The following is a 22,370-nucleotide window of genomic DNA, read 5'->3' as shown; positions in this document are numbered from 1 at the left end:
AAAATATAGACAGGAAAACATAAACACTATTGATTTTAAAAATAAAACAAAAAATTTTGAAAAAAATATTTGTTTTATTTTATTTTCGGATAATCCTTTTAAAAAGTGGAAATTGAGTCGATAAATCTAAGGTTAAGAATAAGAAGGAAGAAAGAGTTGAGGAAGATACCCTTTCTTTTTTTGGAGGAAAAGGAGTCTACAATGATGCAGGAAAGTGCGAGTAGAAACGGTTTAGGCGCAGACAAAGAAAAATGGCGGGAAAAACAGGGATTTCGAGGACAAATCCCGGTTTTTAAGAAAGGGAGAAGAGTAGGGAAACGACTTTTTGCCTTCTTTTTGGCTATGCTTTTAGCTGCCGGTCAATTAGAAACAGTAAGCTTTGCGGAGGAGGTATCTGCGTCGCCGCTGCAAGTCAAGGAAACAGAGTCGGAAAATCAGAAGGAAGCTATTTCTTTCGAGAAAGCTTCACCTAAAGAGACAGCTTCAACAGAAAGCACTTCATTGGAAGAGTCTTCACCGGAAAGTTCCCCAATAGAAAGCTCTCCAATAGAAAGCGCTACAATAGAAAGCTCTGTAACAGGTAGTTCTCCTGTAGAAGCCTCTTCATACGAAGCCTCTTCAACGGAAGCTATTACAATGGAATCTTCTTCAAAAGAGGGAGATTCTTCCGTGACGGATTCTTTAGAAGGAACAAAAAAAGCTGCAAAATTTATTTTGAACTCTGAAGAGACAGAAATAGAAGGGCTTAGTGAAGCCGGCGTTCTGATTACGGCAAAATATCCGGAGTCTACCTTCCCTTTAGAGGTACAGATGGAAGTAAGGGACATCAAGGAGGAAAGTCTTTTAGAGGAAATGAAAGAGAAGGCTTTGCAAAGAGCTAAGCTACAAGATGCCGGAAATCATCTGAAAGAAGATAGAAAAAAAGCCGGAAAGAATAAAGAAAAGCAGAAGGAAGAAGGCTGGGAGATAGACTCTCTTTCCGCTGTGGATATTTCTTTTTATGTTTTAAACGAGGACGGCAAGAAGATCGAGGTTCAGCCGAAAAAAGGAAAAGCCGTAGAGATTACACTGGAAGAATCCTCATTAGAGAAAAAAGAAGGCAGGGAAACAACTACAGAAGTAGAGCCGGAAGCTGAGGATGAAGCAAGAGAGGAATCGGATAGTAGCTTGGGATTGGATTCTTCTCAGACAGGGGAAACAAAATTACAGGTTCTGCATTTTGATGAGCAGAAGGGTGTAGAGTATTTGGATTCTCAGGAAGAGGGGGAAGGAATCCGTTTTCAAGGAAAACGTTTCAGTCCCTATGCAGTAGTACGTACCAGAAGAAGGAGAGATGTTCCTACAGAAGGAAACAATAACAATATCAAGTTCCATGCCTTTTGGAGTGTTAATGCTACTGCTAACCAAAATGATTCCATCAGCTATATTAACTCCGATTATAATCCTGCTGATGAAGACACAAAAAAGTCTATGCTGATTAAGCCGAAAAAAAATTACAACATGACCATAGGAATCAGCTATATGGTGAATTTTATCGGAGGGGCGGGAGCGCCCCAGGATTATCCTACAGGTTCTATCAACATTTATCTTCCCGCAGCGATTTTTAAAGGAAAAGACGGAACGGATCAGGTGGCGGAGGACCAAAACAGCAGAAGCTTAATTTCCCAATTTAATCCGGGAGATATTGTGGAAGCGCCGGGGGTTTCAAAGAACAGAAGTAATTATACAAAAGTCGGCATTACCAAAATGGTAAACGGAGTAGCGGTACCTTATATTAAAGTCAGTAACACGGATGCCAGAGGTCCTGCAAACTCCCTGGGGGCTATTTTTTCCTATAATTTTACGCCCACCTTATTAGATTATACCCACGACAGTACTTCGGGAGAAAAGGGTGTTTATGAGCTGGAATTTCCTGTATTCTTGGAAGTCGATCAGGACATGGATGGAAGTTTTACCGGCCCCCATGATGCCAGTATAGAACGAAAACTGAGAATCAGGGTGGAATCCAAAGTAAATCCCAGCACGGTGGAGCTAAGGGAGGCGAAGAAGTTCGATGCGCCCAAATCCGTTTATTTCCAATGGGATCCCACATGGGGACCGAGGCCTGCGGATGCGGATAATTATTTTTACGGCCTCTTTTATGGAAGAGCGGATCGTGCCAAGTGGAGTACCCAGGCACTATCCTTTGTGCCGGATATTACATCCACATCGGCTCCGGTAGCCGGTTCAGGGGCTATCTCTTCCGGGCAATTAATCGGGGTAAAGCGTTATCCTCAGGACGGAGAATTTGATGCTTTATTTAATCCGAACCAAATGATTGGCAAAATAGGGAACAGTCCCAAGGATATTGCCACAGAAATGGGTGTAGCGACGCCCAGTTTGCCTCGTTTAGAGAATCCTATGGGAAAGACAAGCATTTTTATTGCTCCGGAATATAAGACGGAATACAAAAATAAAAACCTGGATTATAAAGAATATGCCAGCTATGATGATGGAGGCTATAGAAATACCGCTTTTTATGCCTTTCTTTATCGCTATCCCAAAACGGATATTACAGCAGCACAGAGTAGCGGGCAGGATTTGGAAACTCATCCACTAAAGTACAAAAGTACTTTTTCTGTACAGGATATTTGGCAGGACGGATATAACGGAACACCCAAGGCGGAAAGTACTGCAGAACTGGAAGTATATGTACGAAAAAATATTGGGGGAGTAGCTCGTTTAGATAAATATACCGGTCAGCCAACCGATACCAATACCCAGTTGATTAAGGGAATGCAGACTCTTTTGGCGGAGGGAACTCCGGTGAGTCTTTCCTACAGTCTTTTTGCAGGTACCCATTTAAAGGATAGTGAAATCACATGGAATGGAGATCATACGGCCTATACTACTGCCCACGGTTCCAAGGCGGAGATTTCCGATGGGGGAAGATATACCCTCTTTAGCATGGACAATATTAGCAGCAGTGACGGAAAGCCCACGGAAAGCGCCGGAGTACTAAGCTATCCTTCTACAGGGGGAGATCCTTATGTGCTGTCAGAAGATGACTATTCCTATGAGTCCTTTTATCTGGCGGACTATACCGCCTATGATGTGGAGTTTAACGGCTACAGTAATGAAAAAGCCGTAAATCCCAGCAACGCCTATTCCCGCTTTGCCCCCATTGAGGTTTACGGTAAGAAGAAGGGGGGAAGTGAAGAAAAGCTTGGAGAGCTTTATCTGAATGCAGCGGGATACAAAAAATTCCGCAGTGTATCCGGAGTGGAACAGGATGCTACTGTGCAGAAACCCGTGTCCTTTCCGGAGGGAATCAAGGAGATTCGCTTTAAAAACTCCAGCTCCTTCTATGAGACCGGTTTTACTACAAGAGTAAATCTTCGTCTTCACCCCACGGAGGCCATGAAGCAAAGGCTGGAGAAGGACCTTCAAAATAAGAAGAACAGTTTTATTGCCGCACCTGCGGAAGGAAAATTGTCCATTGGAGACACGGAGATTGTAAAAAATCAGGTAGGAGAGTTTTGGAATAAGGTAGGCTACCAACTGAGTCCGGCAAATTATCAAAGTGTGCTGGAAAAGAAAAGTATAGGTACTGTGGAGGATGATCCGGCAACGGGAAGGCAAAGAAGAACCGTTACTTTCACGGCATATAATGATATGAGTATCAATAATTCTTATGCTGCTTATCTCAATGCCTATAAAATTACAGAGGGTAGCTTTTATGATTTACTGCCCTTCGATACGAATGTTGTCCCGGATAGTATAGAGATGGGAGACTATAGCTACACGGATGCCCTACCGACTTCGGGAACACGCTATGAAAAAGGAAAAGACTATACCGTGGAATTTATTCCAAACTGGGAAGACTCCGGACAAACCATGATGAAAATCCGCTTTAAAAGACCGGGAAAAGCCGATTGGTTTACCGGCGGTGTACTGACCAGAAACGGTGTACGTGTGCAGTATAAGCTGGAAAATACCTATAGCAGTATTATTGATAATGGTGCCAACCCCAAGAATAATGTAGGCTTTGTGGATGAGACTCCCAAACATAAGAGCACGACGAATTTGACAACAGACAATTTTGCTACGGCAAATTATGAGAATAAGCAGTATTTTAAATCCGTGATGGGAACTTCCACTTCGGAGAAACAGGGAATCTTGTATACGGAAGCCAATGTGGACTATAACATTCCTACCGCAGTATCCGCCGGATTTGTAAACCGTATCAGTACGGAAATCAAGAAGGAGTATATTCCGCAAAATGTTTCCTATGCAGGAGACCCCTATGTGCATAAATTAATGTACAGTACCGCTCCCAATTCCAAGACGGCAGATTATGTATTATATGATATTCTGGGAACAGAGGAGGAAAGGAATGGAGACTTTGACTATGTGGATTTCCCTGCCCTTTTAAGAAAGAAAACCTACGATGCCCACAATGCCAATAACAAAGATACTGCAGCACCGGTAGTTTATTATGCTACGGTAAAGCCGGATGTATCGAATCTCAATGTGGATGACAGCAGTATCTGGACCAAATATGACCCTGAAAATCATCCTGTGGACAAGAAAAGTATTGTAGCTATTGCGGTGGATGTACGAAAGACCAAGACCGGTATGCCCTTTTATCTTCCGGGACAAAGTGCTATCAGCATTTATGTTCACATGAATGCATCCACAGAAAAGCGGAAGTTTAGTGTGGAGAATACCAATACGGCAATCACAATTCACCGTACTTTTACAGGAGACCAGCCGAACAATACTTCTCAAGCTACCGATAAAACTGACATTAGTAAGCATAGGATTCTTCCGCCAATCAGCGTGGAAATCAAGGGACAAAAACATATCAGCAAAGATGCCGGAAATGCAGATATCAAAGCAAAGGGAGCCTTCAGCTTTAGCTTAAAGCCGGTGGGAAATGCGCCTATGATAGACGAGGAGGGAAATGCGATTTTAAATACCGTGAAAAATCCGGAGGATATGGGAGGAGAATTTCATTTTCCGAAAATAACCTTCTACCGGCCGGGAACCTATCATTATACTGTAAAGGAAAGCGGAGCTTTTCCGGGGGTTAGCAATGACCCTGTATCGGAAAAAGCACTAACGGTAGAGGTTAAGGTAGATGCGCCAAACTATACAAAATTAAGTGCGGAAATAAGCTATGATGGGGAAACGGAGCTAAGCTTTACGAATCATTATAGTGAGAAGGATCTGCCGAAACCGAAGGAGGAGCCGAAGACACCGCCGCAAACACCGAAGGAAGAGCCTAAGACCCCGAGCTCCAATAGGGAAAAGCCTAAGAAGGATAGACCAAGTCCATAGGAAAGTCCTAAGAAGGAAGAGCCCAAGAAGCCTACGGAGCCGGTGCCAAAGGATAATCCAAATCCTCCTTCAATACCGGAAACTCCGCCTGGAGAAGAGCTTCCTCCTGTTAGTCCTGTGCTACCTCCCAATCCGGAAACACCGAAAACGGTAACCGTCGGAAATATTCCTCCTGCAGAACTTGCCGGAAGAAGACGGGTGCTGAGAGAAAGAAGAGAAAAAGTCGAAAAAAGAATTGGAGAGATTCTTGGACAGACTCGGCCTTTAACAGAGGAAGAAAAGCAGGAATTAAAGGAACTGGGAGAAGTGCTTAGCGGTATTCGAGAAGAAGAAAAACTTCTCTCCAGACAGGTATCCACAGGAGATACAAAAAATCTAAAGCTCTTGGCATGGGGATTTATCTTGAGTGCTTTATGCCTGGGCGGATACAGTGGATGTTCTCTGCTTAGAAGAAAGAAGAGAAGATAAGAAAGAAGACTCTTCAAAAAAATCCCTATAAAAAACTTTGAAAACTATTGATTTTTTTAGATTCTCAAAGAAATTATTATGCCATAAATGAATTTTGCATAAACAGATAATAGGATAATAATTATTTGTCGACAAACTGATAGGACTTCCCCTACAATAGGCAGTCCTATCAGTTTTTTTGTTCAAGACGATTGCCTTAAAAGTTATTTTTATGGAGTATTGCCCGCCTAGTGTGTGCAAGATCCCGTTTAAGGCGTCGTTTAGAAGAAGCTTCCAAGTGGGAAGAATAGAGTCATAAAGGAGTGTGACATGGGGTACAAAATGAGAAAGCAGGAGAATGCGGAAGCTATGGGAAGAGGAAGGGATACCTTAACCCGTAGGAATTTTTCCAAAAGACGTCAAAGAGGAGGCTTTGCCAAGAAGGGTATGGCTTATTTCCTCAGCTTTTTGATGCTTGTGGGAAATTTGCAAAGCGTGAGCTATGCGGAAGAAATTGCTGGAGAAACGGTAGAACGTATCGCTCTTGCTACGGAAGAAAAATCCTATGAAAGTCTAAGAGAAAGGGCGGAAGAGAAGGAAGCTGTCCTTTCTTCGGAAGAGAAGACGGGGGAGAGAAAGACTTCTTTGGAAGAAACTGCCTTAGAGAAGGAAGGATCCGCATCAGAGGGAAAAAAGGAAAAGAAAGAAGAGCTAGTATCAGAAGAGGAGAATAAGACTGCTCCTTCGGAAGCAAAGACTGAGGAGTCTTCTTTGGAAGAGAAGGCTAGTTTGTCATCGGAAGAAGCTAAGCAGGAGGAAAAGCCGGAGTATATGGACGCCGGTTCTTTTGAGGCTTCCTACAGTAAGGATATTACTGTACTGGCAAGCTTTTCTGAGGGAACCTTCTATGAGGGAACCAGAATGAAGGTGGTCCCGGTAGATTCAGAAAGCATTCTGGAAGAGGCCAAGGCCCTTTCTTTGAAGGATTATAAGAAAAAGAATCCGGGGGAAGAGGCGGAGGTTGAAGTACTGGAGGCTATCGACATTTCCTTCTACAGAGAAGTTAACGGTGTGGAAAAGGAAGTACAGCCTAAGAACGGCAAGAAGGTAGAGCTTCGCCTACAAAAAAGTAAAAAAATAAAGGATGCTTTAGAGAAGACTGAGGAAAATCTTAAAGAAGATCAAGAAGAGGATCTTGAGGAAGAACTACAGATTGTACATCTTTCTGAAAATCATCCCGGAGAAATCCTTAGTGTAAAGGAGGAGGGAGAAGAACTCCTGTTTTCCGCAAAGCATTTCAGTCCCATTATCCTGGTAAGAAGGACAAGGGATTTGGGAGAAGAGGCTGTCAACCATGAGTTTAAGGCATTTTGGACGGAAGCTCCTAATGCTCCTCGATTTGGCACGACCATTCCTAACGGCCATACTTATACCGATGGCAGTAACGGTGTAATGCGGGAACAAAGAGATTTAAAAATCATTCCTCCGGATAGTTCTTCCAACGGTACGGATACAACTACCCTGGGCATAGAGCTTACCCTTAAGGGAAACAAAAATGTCAGTTATGATGTAGGAACGGTTAATATTGATGTTCCTGCCAGAATTTTTGAAGGCTGGGATGAAAATGAACCGGACAAAATTTCTGTATATGAGAAAAAGGAAGGGAATCAGCATAAGCTGCAGCCTTCTATGGCTACAGGCTTGCTTGAGGCGCCGAATACCAATACCCAAAGTAGCTTTAATTATACCATTATCAAAAAGAATGTTCCCGGAAAGGATAAGCCGGAAGACTATCTTCGTTTAACTAACTATAGGGCAGTAAACGGTGGATTTACTTTTAAGGCGGATATTGCCTATAACCTGACTCCTTCCATGCTGAAGGTAAAGCATGATTATGCTAAGGGGGTAGGTGTCTATGACAATAAATTCCCTGTCAGCTTAAATATTGACCACAGCGACAACAATTTGGATGTGAAACAGGATGTTCCTCTTTCCGTTCATGTGGAAACCAAGGTTGAGCCTACTAGCTTCAATTTCAAGCATGGTGAGGCGGATATGAAGCAGGGGATATTCTTCTCCTGGGATCCCAGCTGGGGCACTACCACGGATAACCCCGGTGAGTATTTCTATGGCGTTTGGTATCTAAGAGTGGATAGAGCCAGGGCAAGCTCTCAGGCCTTTGATTATACCTTCCATACCTTAGACCCTGCAGATTCGGATGGAGGTATCCTGGTTGGTGCGAAGAAGCTTCCTACAAACGCGGCATGGAACGTCTACTACAATAAGAGTGATATTGAAAATCATGCCAGAAACGGTTATGCGGATATTGCAAAGTTTATGGGGCCGGGAGAAAATCCTCCGGCAACAAAGCCTTTTTTGGAGAACCCCATTAATAGAAGCTATGTAGGAATTCCTAAGGATCCCAGTGTAGAAAACCTCCCCACTCATCAGCCCTATGTGGCTGCCTTAAACTATGCCAACGACAAGTATAATTCCCAGCTTTATGCCTTACTGTATAAGTATCCTATGAGCAAGTTGCAAGAGGCAAAGGACAAGGGTATCGATCTTACGACCGATGGGCTTGATATTAGCAATAAGGTTGGGTTTACAGAAACCTGGGCAGACGGCTATGTGAGAAAGGGTGAGGCGGAGGCGGCACCTATGAAGGTACTTCTTCGCTCTTCAGGGCCGGGAGACTTTTTATTAAAGAAGTATAATACTGTGGATAGACAGATTTACCTTGGCGTTTTTGGATTACAAAGTATTTATAAAGGTGGTGCAGCGGCTCCTGTAGTATATAGCAACTGGAATGAAAGCTTTACTCTTTCTGCTACATATAAGGCAAAGGATAGCAGTGTAAATGTGTCACGGGACGGAAGCTATACCACCTCTGATACTAATGTTCCCGGTTCCGGTGCTATCCTTACAGACGGAAAGTATAAGCTATTCTCTGTAAAACCCAGCCAAGTAAATGGAAAAACTTTGAAAGAGGAAACAAATCAGGATGAATTCTCCAGTGATTCTATAACAAACGGTGATGTTTATAGAGGTGGCGTTTATGAATTAACAGAGGAGGACTACCATTATAGCCGTATCTATTTAAGAGATATGAAGGCCTATGATGTGGATTATTTGGGGAATCAGCTGGTAAAATTCTCCGGCAAAGCAAGCCCTAGAAAGAAAGATTCCAGCTATCCTCCCGTACAGGTTATGGTAAAGGATAAGAGATATCCGGGAAGAGGATATTTTGAGTATGGTCGCTTAAGCTATAACGACCATGGAGGCGTTATCTTTACCGTAACAGAGCCCGGCGCAACAAAGAAGTATACACTCCGTGACAATGCCGACATTTCCCAAACGAATCAGCTGGACTTAGAGGCGGCCTTTGGAGATAACATTGTAGGGCTTCAGTTTAAACAGGATTCCCCCTATTATAAGACAAACTTTGATGCGTCATTCACCATAAAGGTGACTCCTCAGCCTGCTATGCGGACCTTCATTGCCGATACCATGGCTAAAGGAGACGGGTATAACATGAACTTCCTGGCAGGTGGCGCTGTAGGAGAAGTCCGTCAATTAGGTACAGCGATTATTGATAAGAGGGCGGGAAAATACTTGGCTGAAATAGGCTATGGTTTAGAGCCCTTAAATATCACCTCGGAGCTGGTAAAGCAAAACAAACCTTATGTGGACCATCCTGAGCGCAGCGAGCAAAGCATGGATGTTATTGCCTGGGGCTTTAACTGGGGAATCTTCCCCACCAGTTTACAGGAGGATGAGTATACCAAGCCTTATGTGTTAAAATCCGGAATTATCTATGATCTTCTTCCTGCAGGAACCTATGTGGACGAACGCTCTATTGTTCTGGGAACCTGGGATGCGGCGGACACTCCACCGGAAAGTAAAAAATTTGTCAAGGGGAAGGACTATACCGTAGAGTTTAAGAAGAACTGGAAAGGCTCCGGTCAGACCATGATGATTATTAAGTTAACCATTCCGGATGATGCAGAGCATCGTTTTTGGAATAAACAATATAATCGAAGCGGTTGGAAGCTAAACTATACCCTTTGGAACCCTTACACCAATATCGTGGACCGGGGAAGAACGGCAAAAAACACCTTGGGATTTGTCAATACTGACAAGGATACCATTTGGAATCCAAACTATAACCCGAAGCTTGCAAATCCGGGGAATAATGCAGATAAAATTAAATATTACGAGGAGCTTGCGCTGAATGCTTTAAACAGTAGCAATGATAAATATACCACCTCCGTAACGGAACTGAATATGCCTTACGGCCCGGTAACGGTACTGGAGGCAAGATTCAGCAATACGGTTTCTACGGAGATTGATCCCCGTTATTTAAGTGCTAATGTAAGCTATATGGGAGATCCTTATACCCATAGACTGATGTATCAGGCTTCAGATAACAGCAGAACAACGGATTTGGTCATCTATGATATCCTGGGAGAGAAAAAAGATAGAAACGGAGACTTTAACGGTGTAGACATCAACAGTCTCTTGAGTAAGCGCTCCTTTGATAAGGACAATGCTGACAACTCGGATACCTTAAAGCCCAGAGTCTTTTACTCTTATGAAATTCCTACTGAGGCAAAAAGAGATTTAGGGAAGGCCTTTCATGACCCGGATTACAACAGTGATACGAATCCAAACAATCCGAGGAACACCGGTACCAGTATTTGGCATGAATGGAACTACGAGGACGAAACACAAAATGTCGGCGTAGAAAAAGATAAAATTGTGGCTTTGGCTTTTGATCTTCGTACTACCAAAGACAAGAAGCCCTTCATTTTAGATAAGAAGGGATTGCTGATTGCCAATGTTAATATGCTGGCCCATACGGATATGGATAAGATTCCTGTTGTAAACACCAATCTGGCATACCGTGTAGCTACCTTATTCCCGGGAAATGATATTCCTCAGAATGTGGCACCGGATATTGTAGAAGGCAGCAGTAGCCATAAACTGGTGGAGCCGGTAGTCTTTAAGCTTCCGGTAAAGAAGATTTTGGAAGTCCCAAAGGAATTAGCTACGCAAGCTCCCGATATTCGCGGAAAATTCACCTTCACAATCAGCGGAGAAAATGGGGCACCTTTACTGGATGAAAAGGGAAATCCTATCACTACAGTATTGAAGAACCCGGATAAGGACGGCGGAACGGTAGAATTTGGAAACATTCGCCTGATGAGACCCGGAACCTATACTTATAAAATTAATGAGCATGGAAGGAATGTGGACGGTCTTACCAGTGAGGACATGGGAGATAAATTTATCACCATTACTGTTACAGACCCGGATCACAAGAAGATGGTTTCTGACCTACGATTTGACAATGGCAATCCTTTAAGTTTTGTCAATGTTTTCGGAGAAGAAATCATTGAACCGGAAATCAAGGTGCAAAAGTTCTTAAGCGCTACGGCAGGAATCAAGAAGCCGGATATCAGTGACGCTTTTACCTTTACCTTAAAGAGTAAAAATGGAGCACCTATGCCGCTAGAGGCAGGTGGTTCCGACAGTTTAAGTAAGACAAATCCTGATGCCATTGGAGGAGAGGTTAACTTCGGAAAAGTTAAGATTGCGGCTGTAGGAGATTATGAGTATACAGTCACAGAAAGCGGTTTATTCCCCGGAGTAAACAACGATCCTCGTGCCACCAGAAATGTTACGATTAAAGTTCGTCGTCTTGATGGTAAACTCTATGCCTTGGTAGGAGGAGACGACTTTAACTATACCAATGTCTTTACGCCTACACCGGCACAGGGACAGGTGGAGCTGGGTAAGAAGATTTCCGGAAGAAAGCCTTCTCAGGCAGACCCTTTCCGCTTTGTTTTACGGACAGAGACCATGGAAATTAGTTCCAACTCCGTATACTGGTCAGATAAGAGAGAGGACCCAAGCTTTGATGAAAATGAAATCCTCCTGAATAACGGTAAGGGAAACGATACTTTCGAGGAGTATCTGGATCCGGATAACAATGTTATTAGGAATAAGAAAATCGTGAGCAACTCCGATTTGGAAGAAGGTGTTTTATACGGCTCCAGTGGCCTTATTACCGAGGTAAAGCCTTCCTTAAGATCTATGCCTAAGGGACTTTTCCAGCCAATGCCGGAGGGTAGCCAGTCTGAAACGGAGATGGTAGTGATTGCCGGAGAAGGACATACGGAATTTGCTCCCATTACCTTCCATGTTCCCGGAAAATACGTGTACACGGTGGAGGAATTAAAGGATGGACTCAGAGGCTATACCTATGACAAATCCCTTTATAAAGTAGTCTTTACGGTAAGTCAGCTTGCTGAAAATAAAGAGGACTTGGTAGTGACTCGTAAGATTTATAAGGATGGTGTAGAGGTATCTGAGATTCTTTTTGATAACCTATACAATCCAAGGAATCCGGGTGGCGGAGGTGGTGGAACACCAAGGAGGCCATCCTTCCCCGCACCGAATACCCCGGGAGGCCCGGGAGAACCGCCGGTAGAGCCTGAGAAGCCCACGCTTCCGGAAGACCCCAAGACTCCTACATCGGACAATGGAAACAATGTTCCGCCCAGTCCCACAGTACCCAGAACCATCGAGGAGATTCAGAAGCGAATCGGTGAGATTCTCGGTGCAGGACGGAAGCGTCCTCTGACTCCTGAGGAAGAAGCGGAATTAAAGCGTTTGGGAGAAGTGCTGGGAGCCCTGAGGAGAGCCCAATCTCGAAAGGTAAATACGGCAGATGCCTCTCATTTGCTTTGGTATGCTTTTGCTTCAGCACTAAGCTTTAGCCTTTTGAGCATTTACTACTTCCTAAGAAAGTTAAAGAAGAAAAGATAAAGCAGAAAGCTAAAACCGAAAAGTTAAAGCTCATTCTCTTTTAACTATTGATTTTTTTAGATTCTCAAAGAAATTATTATGCCATAAATGAATTTTGCATAAACAGATAATAGGATAATAATTATTTGTCGACAAACTGATAGGACTTCCCCTACAATAGGCAGTCCTATCAGTTTTTTTGTTCAAGACGATTGCCTTAAAAGTTATTTTTATGGAGTATTGCCCGCCTGGTGTGTGCAAGATCCCGTTTAAGGCGTCGTTTAGAAGAAGCTTCCAAGTGGGAAGAATAGAGTCATAAAGGAGTGTGACATGGGGTACAAAATGAGAAAGCAGGAGAATGCGGAAGCTATGGGAAGAGGAAGGGATACCTTAACCCGTAGGAATTTTTCCAAAAGACGTCAAGGAGGAGGCTTTGCCAAGAAGGGTATGGCTTATTTCCTCAGTTTTTTGATGCTTGCGGGAAATTTGCAAAGCGTGAGCTATGCTTCGGAAAATGCACAGGAAATTGCAGAGCAGATGGGGGTATCTTCTGAAGCAAGTTCCCCGGCTGAAGCCACAGCTACAGAACAGGCCGAGAACTCTTCCGGCGTAGGAACAGAAGCGGCAAAGCCTTCCGGAGAGGAAAGTGAGGAGAACGTAGCGGCTTCCGAGGAGCAGGAGATAGCCTCTGAAGAAACATCTGCTGCGGAACAAGCAGGGGATGAGCAGGAAAATTCGGATTCTTCTTTGACAGAAGAGAAGAATGCGGCTACAGAGGAAAGTCAGAATAAAGAGAGCCCTGAAGAGGGAGCAAATCAGCCTTCCGAAGAAGCAGGGAAAGAAGCGGTGAAATACATGGAGGCCGGTTCCTTTGCCCTGTCTTATAAGGATATGACGGTTACAGCGGAGTATCCGGAGGGCGCTTTCCAAGAGGGCACACAGATGAAGCTGCTTCCTTTGGAGAAGGAGTCCGTGGTTGAGGAAGCCAAGTCTCTTTTAGAGAAGGACTATGAAAAGGATTATCCCGGAATGGTGCCCCTTGTGGAGGTGCTGGATGCGGTGGATATTTCCTTTGTCAGAGAAGTGGATGGCGTAGAAAAGGAAGTTCAGCCGAAGAACGGAAAGAAGGTGGAGATCCGCCTGCAAAAGACCGAGAAAATCAAAGAGGTTTTGGCGGAAGAAGACAAGGATCTTCGCATTGTGCACCTTCCTGAAGGCCTTCCGGCAGAGATTCTTCCTGTAAAAGAAGAGGGAGAGGATTTGCTCTTCTCCGCAAAGCACTTTAGTCCTATTGTCGCTACGGCGGTTTCTGCAGGACAAAGTGCCAGTGCCCATGATTTTAAGGCCTTCTGGATGGAATCGCCGGATCCGAATGCGGGAACAAGCAATGCCACAACCGGACACAGCTATACAGACGGCAGTAACGGCGTGATGCGAGACCAGAGGGAGTTAAAAATCATTCCTCCCGAGAAGGCTTCTAATGCCACGAATACTACGACCTTAGGGGTAGAACTTACCTTAAAGGGAAATAAGAATACCAAGTATGCACCGGGAACGGTAATCATGGAAATTCCTGCCCGTATTTTTAAGGGCTGGGACAGTGCCGAGCCGGATAAGATATCCGTGTATGAGAAAAAGAATAATAACCAGCATAAGTTACAACCGGCGATTACCACCGGAATACCTAAGGCGCCAAATACCAATCCACAAAGTAGTTTTAACTATACGATTATTCAGAAGGATATTGGTGGAGGAAGAACCGAAGAGTACTTCCGCCTGGCAAATTTTAGAGAGCTTACCGGCGGTTTAACCTTTAAGGCGGATATTGCTTATAACTTGACACCGACCATGCTTGCTGTAACGCATCAGCAGATTAACGGCCAGGAAAAAGGTGTTTTTGATAACACTTTTCCGGTAAGCATGAAGATTGATCATAGCGACAGTAGTCTTGACGCAGAAGAGGACAAAACCCTTTCCGTTCATGTGGAAACGGAGGTTAAAGAAACCAATTTTACTTTAAAGCATGGAACGGCAGATGTGAATCAGGGCGTTTATTTTACCTGGGATCCCAGCTGGGGGAAAAAACCTGACGACGCAGAACAGTATTTTTACGGAGTTTGGTATGTTAGAGTGGACAGAGCCAAAGGAAGCTCACAGCCCTTTGACTATGTTTTCCATGCCGGGAGTCCTCTGGATTCCGATGGCGGAACCTTGATTGGTGCAAAGAAACTCCCCAGCAATGTGGCCTGGAACAATTACTTCTATAACAATATTGCCAATAATGAGAATAATATTGAGGTTTATGCCAAGAATGGCTATGCCAATATTGCAAAGTATATGGGAGTGGGAGAGAATCCTCCGGCAAATGCCCCATATTTGGAAAATCCGATTGATAGAACTTATGTGGGAATTCCCAAGGATCCAAGCGTTCCCAATCTTCCTGTCGGCTTGCCCTATGCGGAAAACTTACAATATGCCAACGCCCATTATAATTCCCAGCTATATGCCTTGCTATATAAGTATCCCATGCAAAAGCTGGAGGATGCAAAGAACGATGGCATTAATCTAGCTACACAGGGCTTACCCATTACGAACAAAATTCATTATAAGGAAATTTGGGCGGATGGGTACGTAAGAGAAAAGGATGTAACGCCTAAGGACCCCATGATGGTCTATGTGCATCCTTCCACTCCCGGTGATTTTGTACTGAAAAAATATAATACGGTAGATCGAAAAGTCTATATAGGAATTTTCGGTTTACAAAGTATTTATAAGGATGGCGGAAAAGCTCCGGTTGTCTACAGTAACTGGAATGACAGTTTTACCCTGTCCTCCAATTACAAGGCGGATGATAACAGTGTTGCCTTTGGGACAGACGGAAAATACACAACCTCCGGAACTTCCGGACAACCCGGTTCGGGAACCACCATTACCGACGGAAAGTATAAGCTTTTTTCTACTAGCAGAATCAGCGTAAACAATCAAAATGTGGAGCAGACCTTGGGAAGCGGAGCCTTTTCCAACCTGCCCCATGATAACGGAACAAATGCGGATGCCTACAGAGGCCCTGTATATGATTTAACGGATGACGATTACCACTATAGTAAGATTTACATGAAGGACATGAAGGTCTATGATGTGGAGAAGGTGGATAATCCGATTATCCGGTTTGCCAAAAAGGGAGATTATAAGAAGGAATATGCAGAGTATCCTCCTGTAGAAATCTGGTTAAGAAGGAAGGGTACCGGCTTAGATGATTATTTCAAGTACGGAACCTTTAGATTTGACGCCGGAAGAAGAGTGCAGTTTACGCCGGAACCGGGGTATGAGGATAAGTGGGATCTTACCCAGAATAAAGCTTCTCACGTTACTCACTTAAATCAATTGGATTTAGAGAAAGCCTTTGGAAATAATATTGTAGGCCTTCGCCTTAAGCAGGATTCTCCGTATTACAGAACCAGCTTTGACGCGGCATTTACCCTACAAATTACCCCCCAGCCGGCAATGCAAAGTGCCATTGCCACTACTATGGCTCGAACTGATGGCTACAACATCAGCTTTTTAGCGGGAGATGCCACCGGAGAGGTTCGTCAGCTGGGAGTACAGAGGCTGAATAAGAGAGCCGGAGATTACTTCACGGAAGTAGGATACGGTTTAGAGCCTTTAAACATTAACTCTGAGTTTGCAAAGACTAATGCCCCGTATGTAGATCACCCTGAACGAAGCGAGCAGAGTATGCAGGTATTTGTTCGAGGGTTAAACTGGGGAACCTTCCCCACCAGCCTTCAGCAGGATGAGTACACAGACAAATATGTTCTGAAGAAGGGGGACATCTATGACTTGCTTCCGGCAGGAACCTATGTGGATGAATCATCTATCATAATAGGAAACATGGATCAGGCAGAGATACCGCCGGAAGAAAAAAGATTTGTAAAGGGAAAGGATTATACGGTAGAGTTTAAGAAGAATTGGGAAAACTCCGGACAAACCATGATGATTATTCATCTGACTATTCCGGATGACAAGCAGCATCGTTACTGGGACAAATTCTATAACCGAAGCGGTTGGAGAATGGCTTATACTCTCTGGAATCCCTATACCAATATCGTAGACCGTGGAAGATCCGTAGTAAACACCGTTGGTTTTATCAATAAGGATGCCAATACCATTTGGGACGGTAACTATTCCAATGGAAAAACCCCTAATCCCAGCCCTGCATTGCTTGGAAAATATACTGCCAAAAGGGATGAGGCAGCCCATGAAAATGGGGCTTTTACCACCTCTGTAACGAGCTTAACCATGCCTTACGGGCCGGTAACAGTACTGGAGGCAACCTTTAACAATACGGTTTCCACAGAAATCGATTCTCGTTACCTTGGAAATAATGTGAGCTATATGGGAGACCCCTATAATCATAGACTTCTGTATCAGGCGTCTGCCACCAGTAGAACCACGGATTTGGTAATCTTTGATATCTTAGGGGAGGAAAAGGACAGAAACGGAGATTTTACCGGAGTAGACATTAACAGTATGCTCAGTAAACGCTCCTATGACAAAACCAATGCCAACAACCAGGATACCTTAAAGCCCAGAGTATTTTATTCTACGGTTATTCCTACTCCGGAACAAAGAGACCTGGGAAAACCCCTGTATGATGCTGCCGGGTATGCGGCGGATACCAATCATAACAATCCGAAATTCAGTGACAGTATCTGGAAGGAATGGAACTATGAAAATGAAAGCGCAAATACAGTAGATAGAAAGGAAATCAAGGCCCTTGCCTTTGACCTTCGAACCACTGAAGCAGGAAAGCGTTTTATTCTGGACCAGCAGGGACTCATTTTAGCCAATGTCAATATGGTAGCCCACATGGATCAGAAGAAGATTAAGGTGGAAAACACCAATGTGGCTTATCGTACCGGCATTTTGTTCCCGGGAAATGATGTTCCCCAGAATGTAGCACCGGATACGGTACAGTCCAGCAGTAAGCACCGTCTTGTGGAACCGGTAGTCTTTAATTTACCGGTAAAAAAGGTGTTGGATGTGCCGGCAGGATTAAATGCCCCCAGTATTCAAGGAAAGTTCACCTTTACCTTAAGCGGCGTGGATGGAGCTCCTTTATTGGATGAAGAGGGCAATGCCATCGACACCGTAAAGCGTAATCCGGATGCTAACGGAGGTATGGTGAACTTCGGAAAGATTCGTCTTTTAAAGCCCGGAACGTACCAGTACAAGATTCATGAAAGCGGACAGCATTTGGATGGTGTGCAAAGCGAGGATATGGGAGATAAGTTTATCACCATTACCGTAACGGATCCGAATCACGTAAAGATGGAATCGGATTTACAGCTTAGCGAGACCAACCCGATGACCTTTACCAACGTTTACGGCGTACAGGCTATTGACCCGGAAATCAAGGTGGAAAAATTCCTAAGCGCAACGGCGGGAGTGAAGAAACCGGATATTTCCAATACATTTACCTTCACCTTAAAAAGAGTGAACGGAGAGCCTATGCCGGCGGAAGCAGGAACTGCAGACAGCCTGAGCAAGACCAATCCGGATGCTATAGGTGGAGAAGTAAACTTCGGAAGAGTACATATTACCCGCCCCGGAGTATACAAGTACACCGTAACGGAAAGCGGTTTGTTCCCCGGTATCGTAAACGATCCTCGTCCTACCAGAGATATCACCATTACAGTTAATGATTTAGGAAATGGTCATCTCTTTGCCTTAGTAGGAGGAGATGACTTCAACTATACCAATGTCTTTAAGCCTACACCGACACAGGGACAGGTGGATCTTGGAAAGAAGATTTCCGGATTAAAGCCCCCCAAGGCTGACCCCTTCCGTTTTGTACTTCGGACGGAAACCATGGAGATTTCTTCCAACTCCGTTTACTGGACAGATAAGCGAGAAGATCCAATCTTCAATGACAAGGAAATCTTTTTCAATAACGGTAAGGGAAACGATACTTTCGAGGAGTATCTGGATCCGGATAACAATGTTATTAGGAATAAGAAAATCGTGAGCAACTCCGATTTGGAAGAGGGTGTTTTATACGGCTCCAGCGGTCTTATTACCGAAGTGAAGCCATCCTTAAGCTCTATGCCTAAGGGACTTTTCCAGCCAATGCCGGAGGGTAGCCAGTCTGAAACGGAGATGGTGGTGATTGCCGGAGAAGGACATACGGAATTTGCTCCTATTACCTTCCATGTTCCCGGAAAATACGTGTATACGGTAAAGGAACTAAAGGACGGCATCAACGGATATACTTATGACAACACTGTATATACGGTAGTCTTTACGGTAACCCAGTCTAACGATAGTAAAGAGACTTTAATGGTAAGCAGAAAGATCTACAAGAACGGTGCGGAAGTTTCAGAGATTCTCTTTGACAATAAGTACAATCCCTACAGACCGGGAGGCGGAGGAGGAACGCCAAGCAGACCTTCCTTCCCAACGCCAAACACCCCGGGAGGTCCGGGAGAACCGCCGGCAGAGCCTGAGAAGCCCACGCTTCCGGAAGAACCGCAGAATCCTACACCGGACAATGGAAACACTATTCCGCCAAGTCCCACAGTACCCAGAACCATCGAGGAGATTCAGAAGCGAATCGGTGAGATTCTCGGTGCAGGACGGAAACGTCCTTTGACGCCGGAGGAAGAAGCGGAATTAAAGCGTTTGGGAGAAGTGTTGGGAGCCCTGAGGAGAGCCCAATCTCGAAATGTAAATACGGCAGATGCTTCTCATTTGCTTTGGTATGCTTTTGCTTCAGCACTAAGCTTTAGCCTTTTGAGCATTTACTACTTCTTAAGAAAGCTAAAACCGAAAAGTTAAAGCTCATTCTCTTTTAACTATTGGGAAGAAGTTTCAAAAACAATGAATCGCCTTTTGGCAAGGATTTCGGTCCTGCCAAAGGGCGATTTTTTTGTGTCTTTTATCTTTGTTAAAAGTCTTATATATTGACGAGGAAAAAATAAAGAGTTAGTATAGACTAATATAAAATTAGTAAAATCTAATTTATATTTACTAAGAAAAACTGATACAGGAAAAGGAAAACGAATTTTCCCATTTTTAGCAACGAAGGAGGAAATATGGTACGAAAGGGCTTTAAAAATCTGGCAATTGGGATGGCAGCGTGTATGATGCTTTCGCAAAGCTTCCCCGCTTTGGCGGTAGGAAATACGGAGGGGCATTGGCAGAAGGAGGAAGGGACTTGGACATTTATCAATCCCCAGGGAGAAAAACAGAAGGGATGGATTGTCTCCGAGGGAGCTTGGTATCTGCTGAAGGAAGACGGCGGAACACTGCAATCCGGCTGGTGGAAAAGTCCAAGCGGAAAATGGTTCTTCTTCCACACTGCTCATGACGGTTCCTTTGGAAGGCTCTGTACAGGTTGGCAGTGGATTGACGGCTACTGCTATTATTTCGAGGATCAGGATTCTGCCCATTTAGGGGAGTTGCTTACCGCGGGAGCAAAGGATGGCTATTCTGTAGATGAGGATGGACGTTGGGTAGAGAATGGAAAGCCTGTTTATGAGCAGGGCAAAGGGCTTCTCTCCAAGGAAGATGGACAACAGGTTGCGGGAGTAAGTCGTAGTATTCCGGAAGTCCTAGGGGTAAATCGCAGCAGCTCCGGCGGTTCCGGCAGGTCATCAGGGGGAAGCTTCGGAAGGAGTTCCGGAAGTGGTTCAGGCAGTGTAAGCAATTCTACAAACAGTCAACAGTCTTCGACAGAAAAGCAGAAGGAGGACGCGGAGAAGAAGGCTCGGGAAGAAAAGGAAAAGAAAGAGCAGGAAAAGAAAGAGCAGGAAAAGAAAGAGCAAGAAGAGCAGGAGAAAAAGGAAGTCTTTTCCGTATTGGAGAGAGAGCATAGCGGAGTAGTCAATCTGGGATTTGACAAGTACATTGTACTCTCCTTTAAAGAGGGACGCCCGGAGGATTACAAGGTAGAGGTGGATGGAACCGATATTACCGAAGCGTTAACGCCCATTGATACTGCCGGAAAGCTTTGGAAGTGGGAAAGCACGGTGGTTTCTCCCAAGAATCTGACGATTTCCAAGAAAGATGGCGGAGAAGAAAAGGAACTTCTGTCTTTAAATGCCGGAGAGGCCAAGGCAGCCCCTGCAAGATCCTTCGAAAGCTCCGGGGATCTGTCTTTAGTCATAAAGGGAAAAGTTACGAAGGAAGAGTTAAATTATCCCTCCGTACAAGCAGGTAGAGAAAGAACCAAGGAAAGTAGAACTACCTTTGATTTAAGCGAGCAAGAAGAAAAGGGAATCCCTATTACCTATTATTTTAAAGCATTTCCGGTGGATTATAAGGGAGAAAATAATGGAAAGCCCATCAAATATGAACTACTTGCTGAAACAGAGGAACAGAAAAAATGGTTTGAAAAGATTGATTCTATTTCCTCTTTGAGTGAAGGCAGTATTTACGGCTTGGGAAATAAAAATGCCTCTTTGCAATTTACGAAGGAAGCGGTGCATAAGACTAGGCATGGAGAGCTTGGCGTTGTGAATATTCCTGCAGGACAGGAGAACCTAAGGAGCAAGGGCTGGTATCAGGTAAAGATTCACTCCTCCTATGATGACAGTACAATAACCATTCCCTTGGAACTGGTTTCTCAGGATAAGTTGGTGTTACAACAGGCTCCGGAGAGCAGTACTCCAAAACAGGGTGAGACTATTCGCTTTATGGCAGAGGTTCCGGGAAGATTGTATCTCAGTGAGTTTGGAGAACCCTCCTCAAAATTAGTTTTAAAAAAGCCGGATGGTAGCAGTCAAAATCTGGAATATCTTAAAGACTTTTACTATTATGATGGGGCATTACTTCTTTATGGAAAGAGAAAGGACGAAGAAGGAAGTCTTCTCACCGATCAGGTAGGACAATATGTGCTTACGGTAAAGCTAAACGGATTTGGAAAGATTAAGCAACGCTTTGAGGTTTTTGCCGGAGAAGCCAAAGAAGAGCAGGATGTTAAGGAGGAGAAGGCAAGACAGAAAGACGCAGAAAAAGACAGGGGCAGTTTTGATGCTATCTCCCATGCTACCTCTAGAGAGGTTCTTACGAAGAAAAAGCCGGACCTTTCCGATTTGCCAAAGCTTGGAGAAGGAGAGGATAAGTATTTAGCCCTTTCCTATGATCTTTTAAGCAATGCCCTATTGCTTAGAGAGCTGGGAATTTCCAATCCGGATGCGAATCTGGTGGCAGCTCGTTTCCTTCGTTCCAGAGGGGACAAGTATTTTCTTCCCGAAGGAGGAGATCAGTTCTACGATTTTACCGGATATTTTGCAGCCTACAAAGAAAAAACGGCAAAGAGCATCGCAAGCTTTTCTCCGTCAGAATATTTGAAAACCGCAGAAGCCATCAGAAAGGTTCCTTCTTCTCTCTATAGAGTCCTGGAGGACGGCTCTTTGTCCAAAGAGCTAAGAACAGAGTATCTTACGGGAGTTAAGCCGCCGAAGTTTACGGTTGGAGTGGCAAAGCCCGGAGAGGACATTGTGTTAGAGACCGAGGATAGAGAGTATTTGAAGGAAGGAGAAATTAAGGCTTACTTAGACAAACAAAGCTTTACAACAGAGATTAACTCTTCTTCCATGGAGCTATTGGAAGAGGAGGGAAAACTGGTGATTTCTCCTAAGGCCTTTAAGGGAAAGGCAGAGGGAAAGCATACTCTGATTCTGGTGCGTAAGGGTTATCAAACTCTGGAGCTTCCCTTATCCTTTGAAGAAGCGGTAGAGAAGCTTCCGGAAGAACCGGTCAGTGCTTCCAATCTGTCCTCTTAA

Annotated in this window: 5 protein-coding genes; all 5 read left to right on the top strand. The window is 44.3% G+C overall.

Annotation, left to right across the window (positions count from 1 at the left end):
* Positions 1-201: 201 nt before the first annotated feature.
* Positions 202-5,322, top strand: a complete 5,121-nt coding sequence (locus tag HNQ46_RS07590) for a Spy0128 family protein (protein ID WP_183684148.1) — start codon at positions 202-204, stop codon at positions 5,320-5,322.
* 42 nt (positions 5,323-5,364) lie between these two features.
* The gene (locus HNQ46_RS07585; RefSeq protein ID WP_183684147.1) at positions 5,365-5,790 is read left to right on the top strand and encodes a hypothetical protein; all 426 of its coding nucleotides are present in this window, start codon (positions 5,365-5,367) and stop codon (positions 5,788-5,790) included.
* 309 nt (positions 5,791-6,099) lie between these two features.
* Positions 6,100-12,603, top strand: a complete 6,504-nt coding sequence (locus HNQ46_RS07580; RefSeq protein WP_183684146.1) for a Spy0128 family protein — start codon at positions 6,100-6,102, stop codon at positions 12,601-12,603.
* A gap of 309 nt (positions 12,604-12,912) precedes the next feature.
* Positions 12,913-19,419 (top strand): Spy0128 family protein, encoded by a 6,507-nt coding sequence (locus HNQ46_RS07575; protein WP_183684145.1) that lies wholly within the window; start codon positions 12,913-12,915, stop codon positions 19,417-19,419.
* 257 nt (positions 19,420-19,676) lie between these two features.
* Positions 19,677-22,370 (top strand): N-acetylmuramoyl-L-alanine amidase family protein, encoded by a 2,694-nt coding sequence (locus HNQ46_RS07570; RefSeq protein ID WP_183684144.1) that lies wholly within the window; start codon positions 19,677-19,679, stop codon positions 22,368-22,370.

Source organism: Oribacterium sinus (genome assembly GCF_014202695.1).
Taxonomy (GTDB): domain Bacteria; phylum Bacillota; class Clostridia; order Lachnospirales; family Lachnospiraceae; genus Oribacterium; species Oribacterium sinus.
The sequence above is the reverse complement of the archived record's forward strand: the minus strand, read 5'-3'. Positions and strand labels throughout refer to the sequence as shown.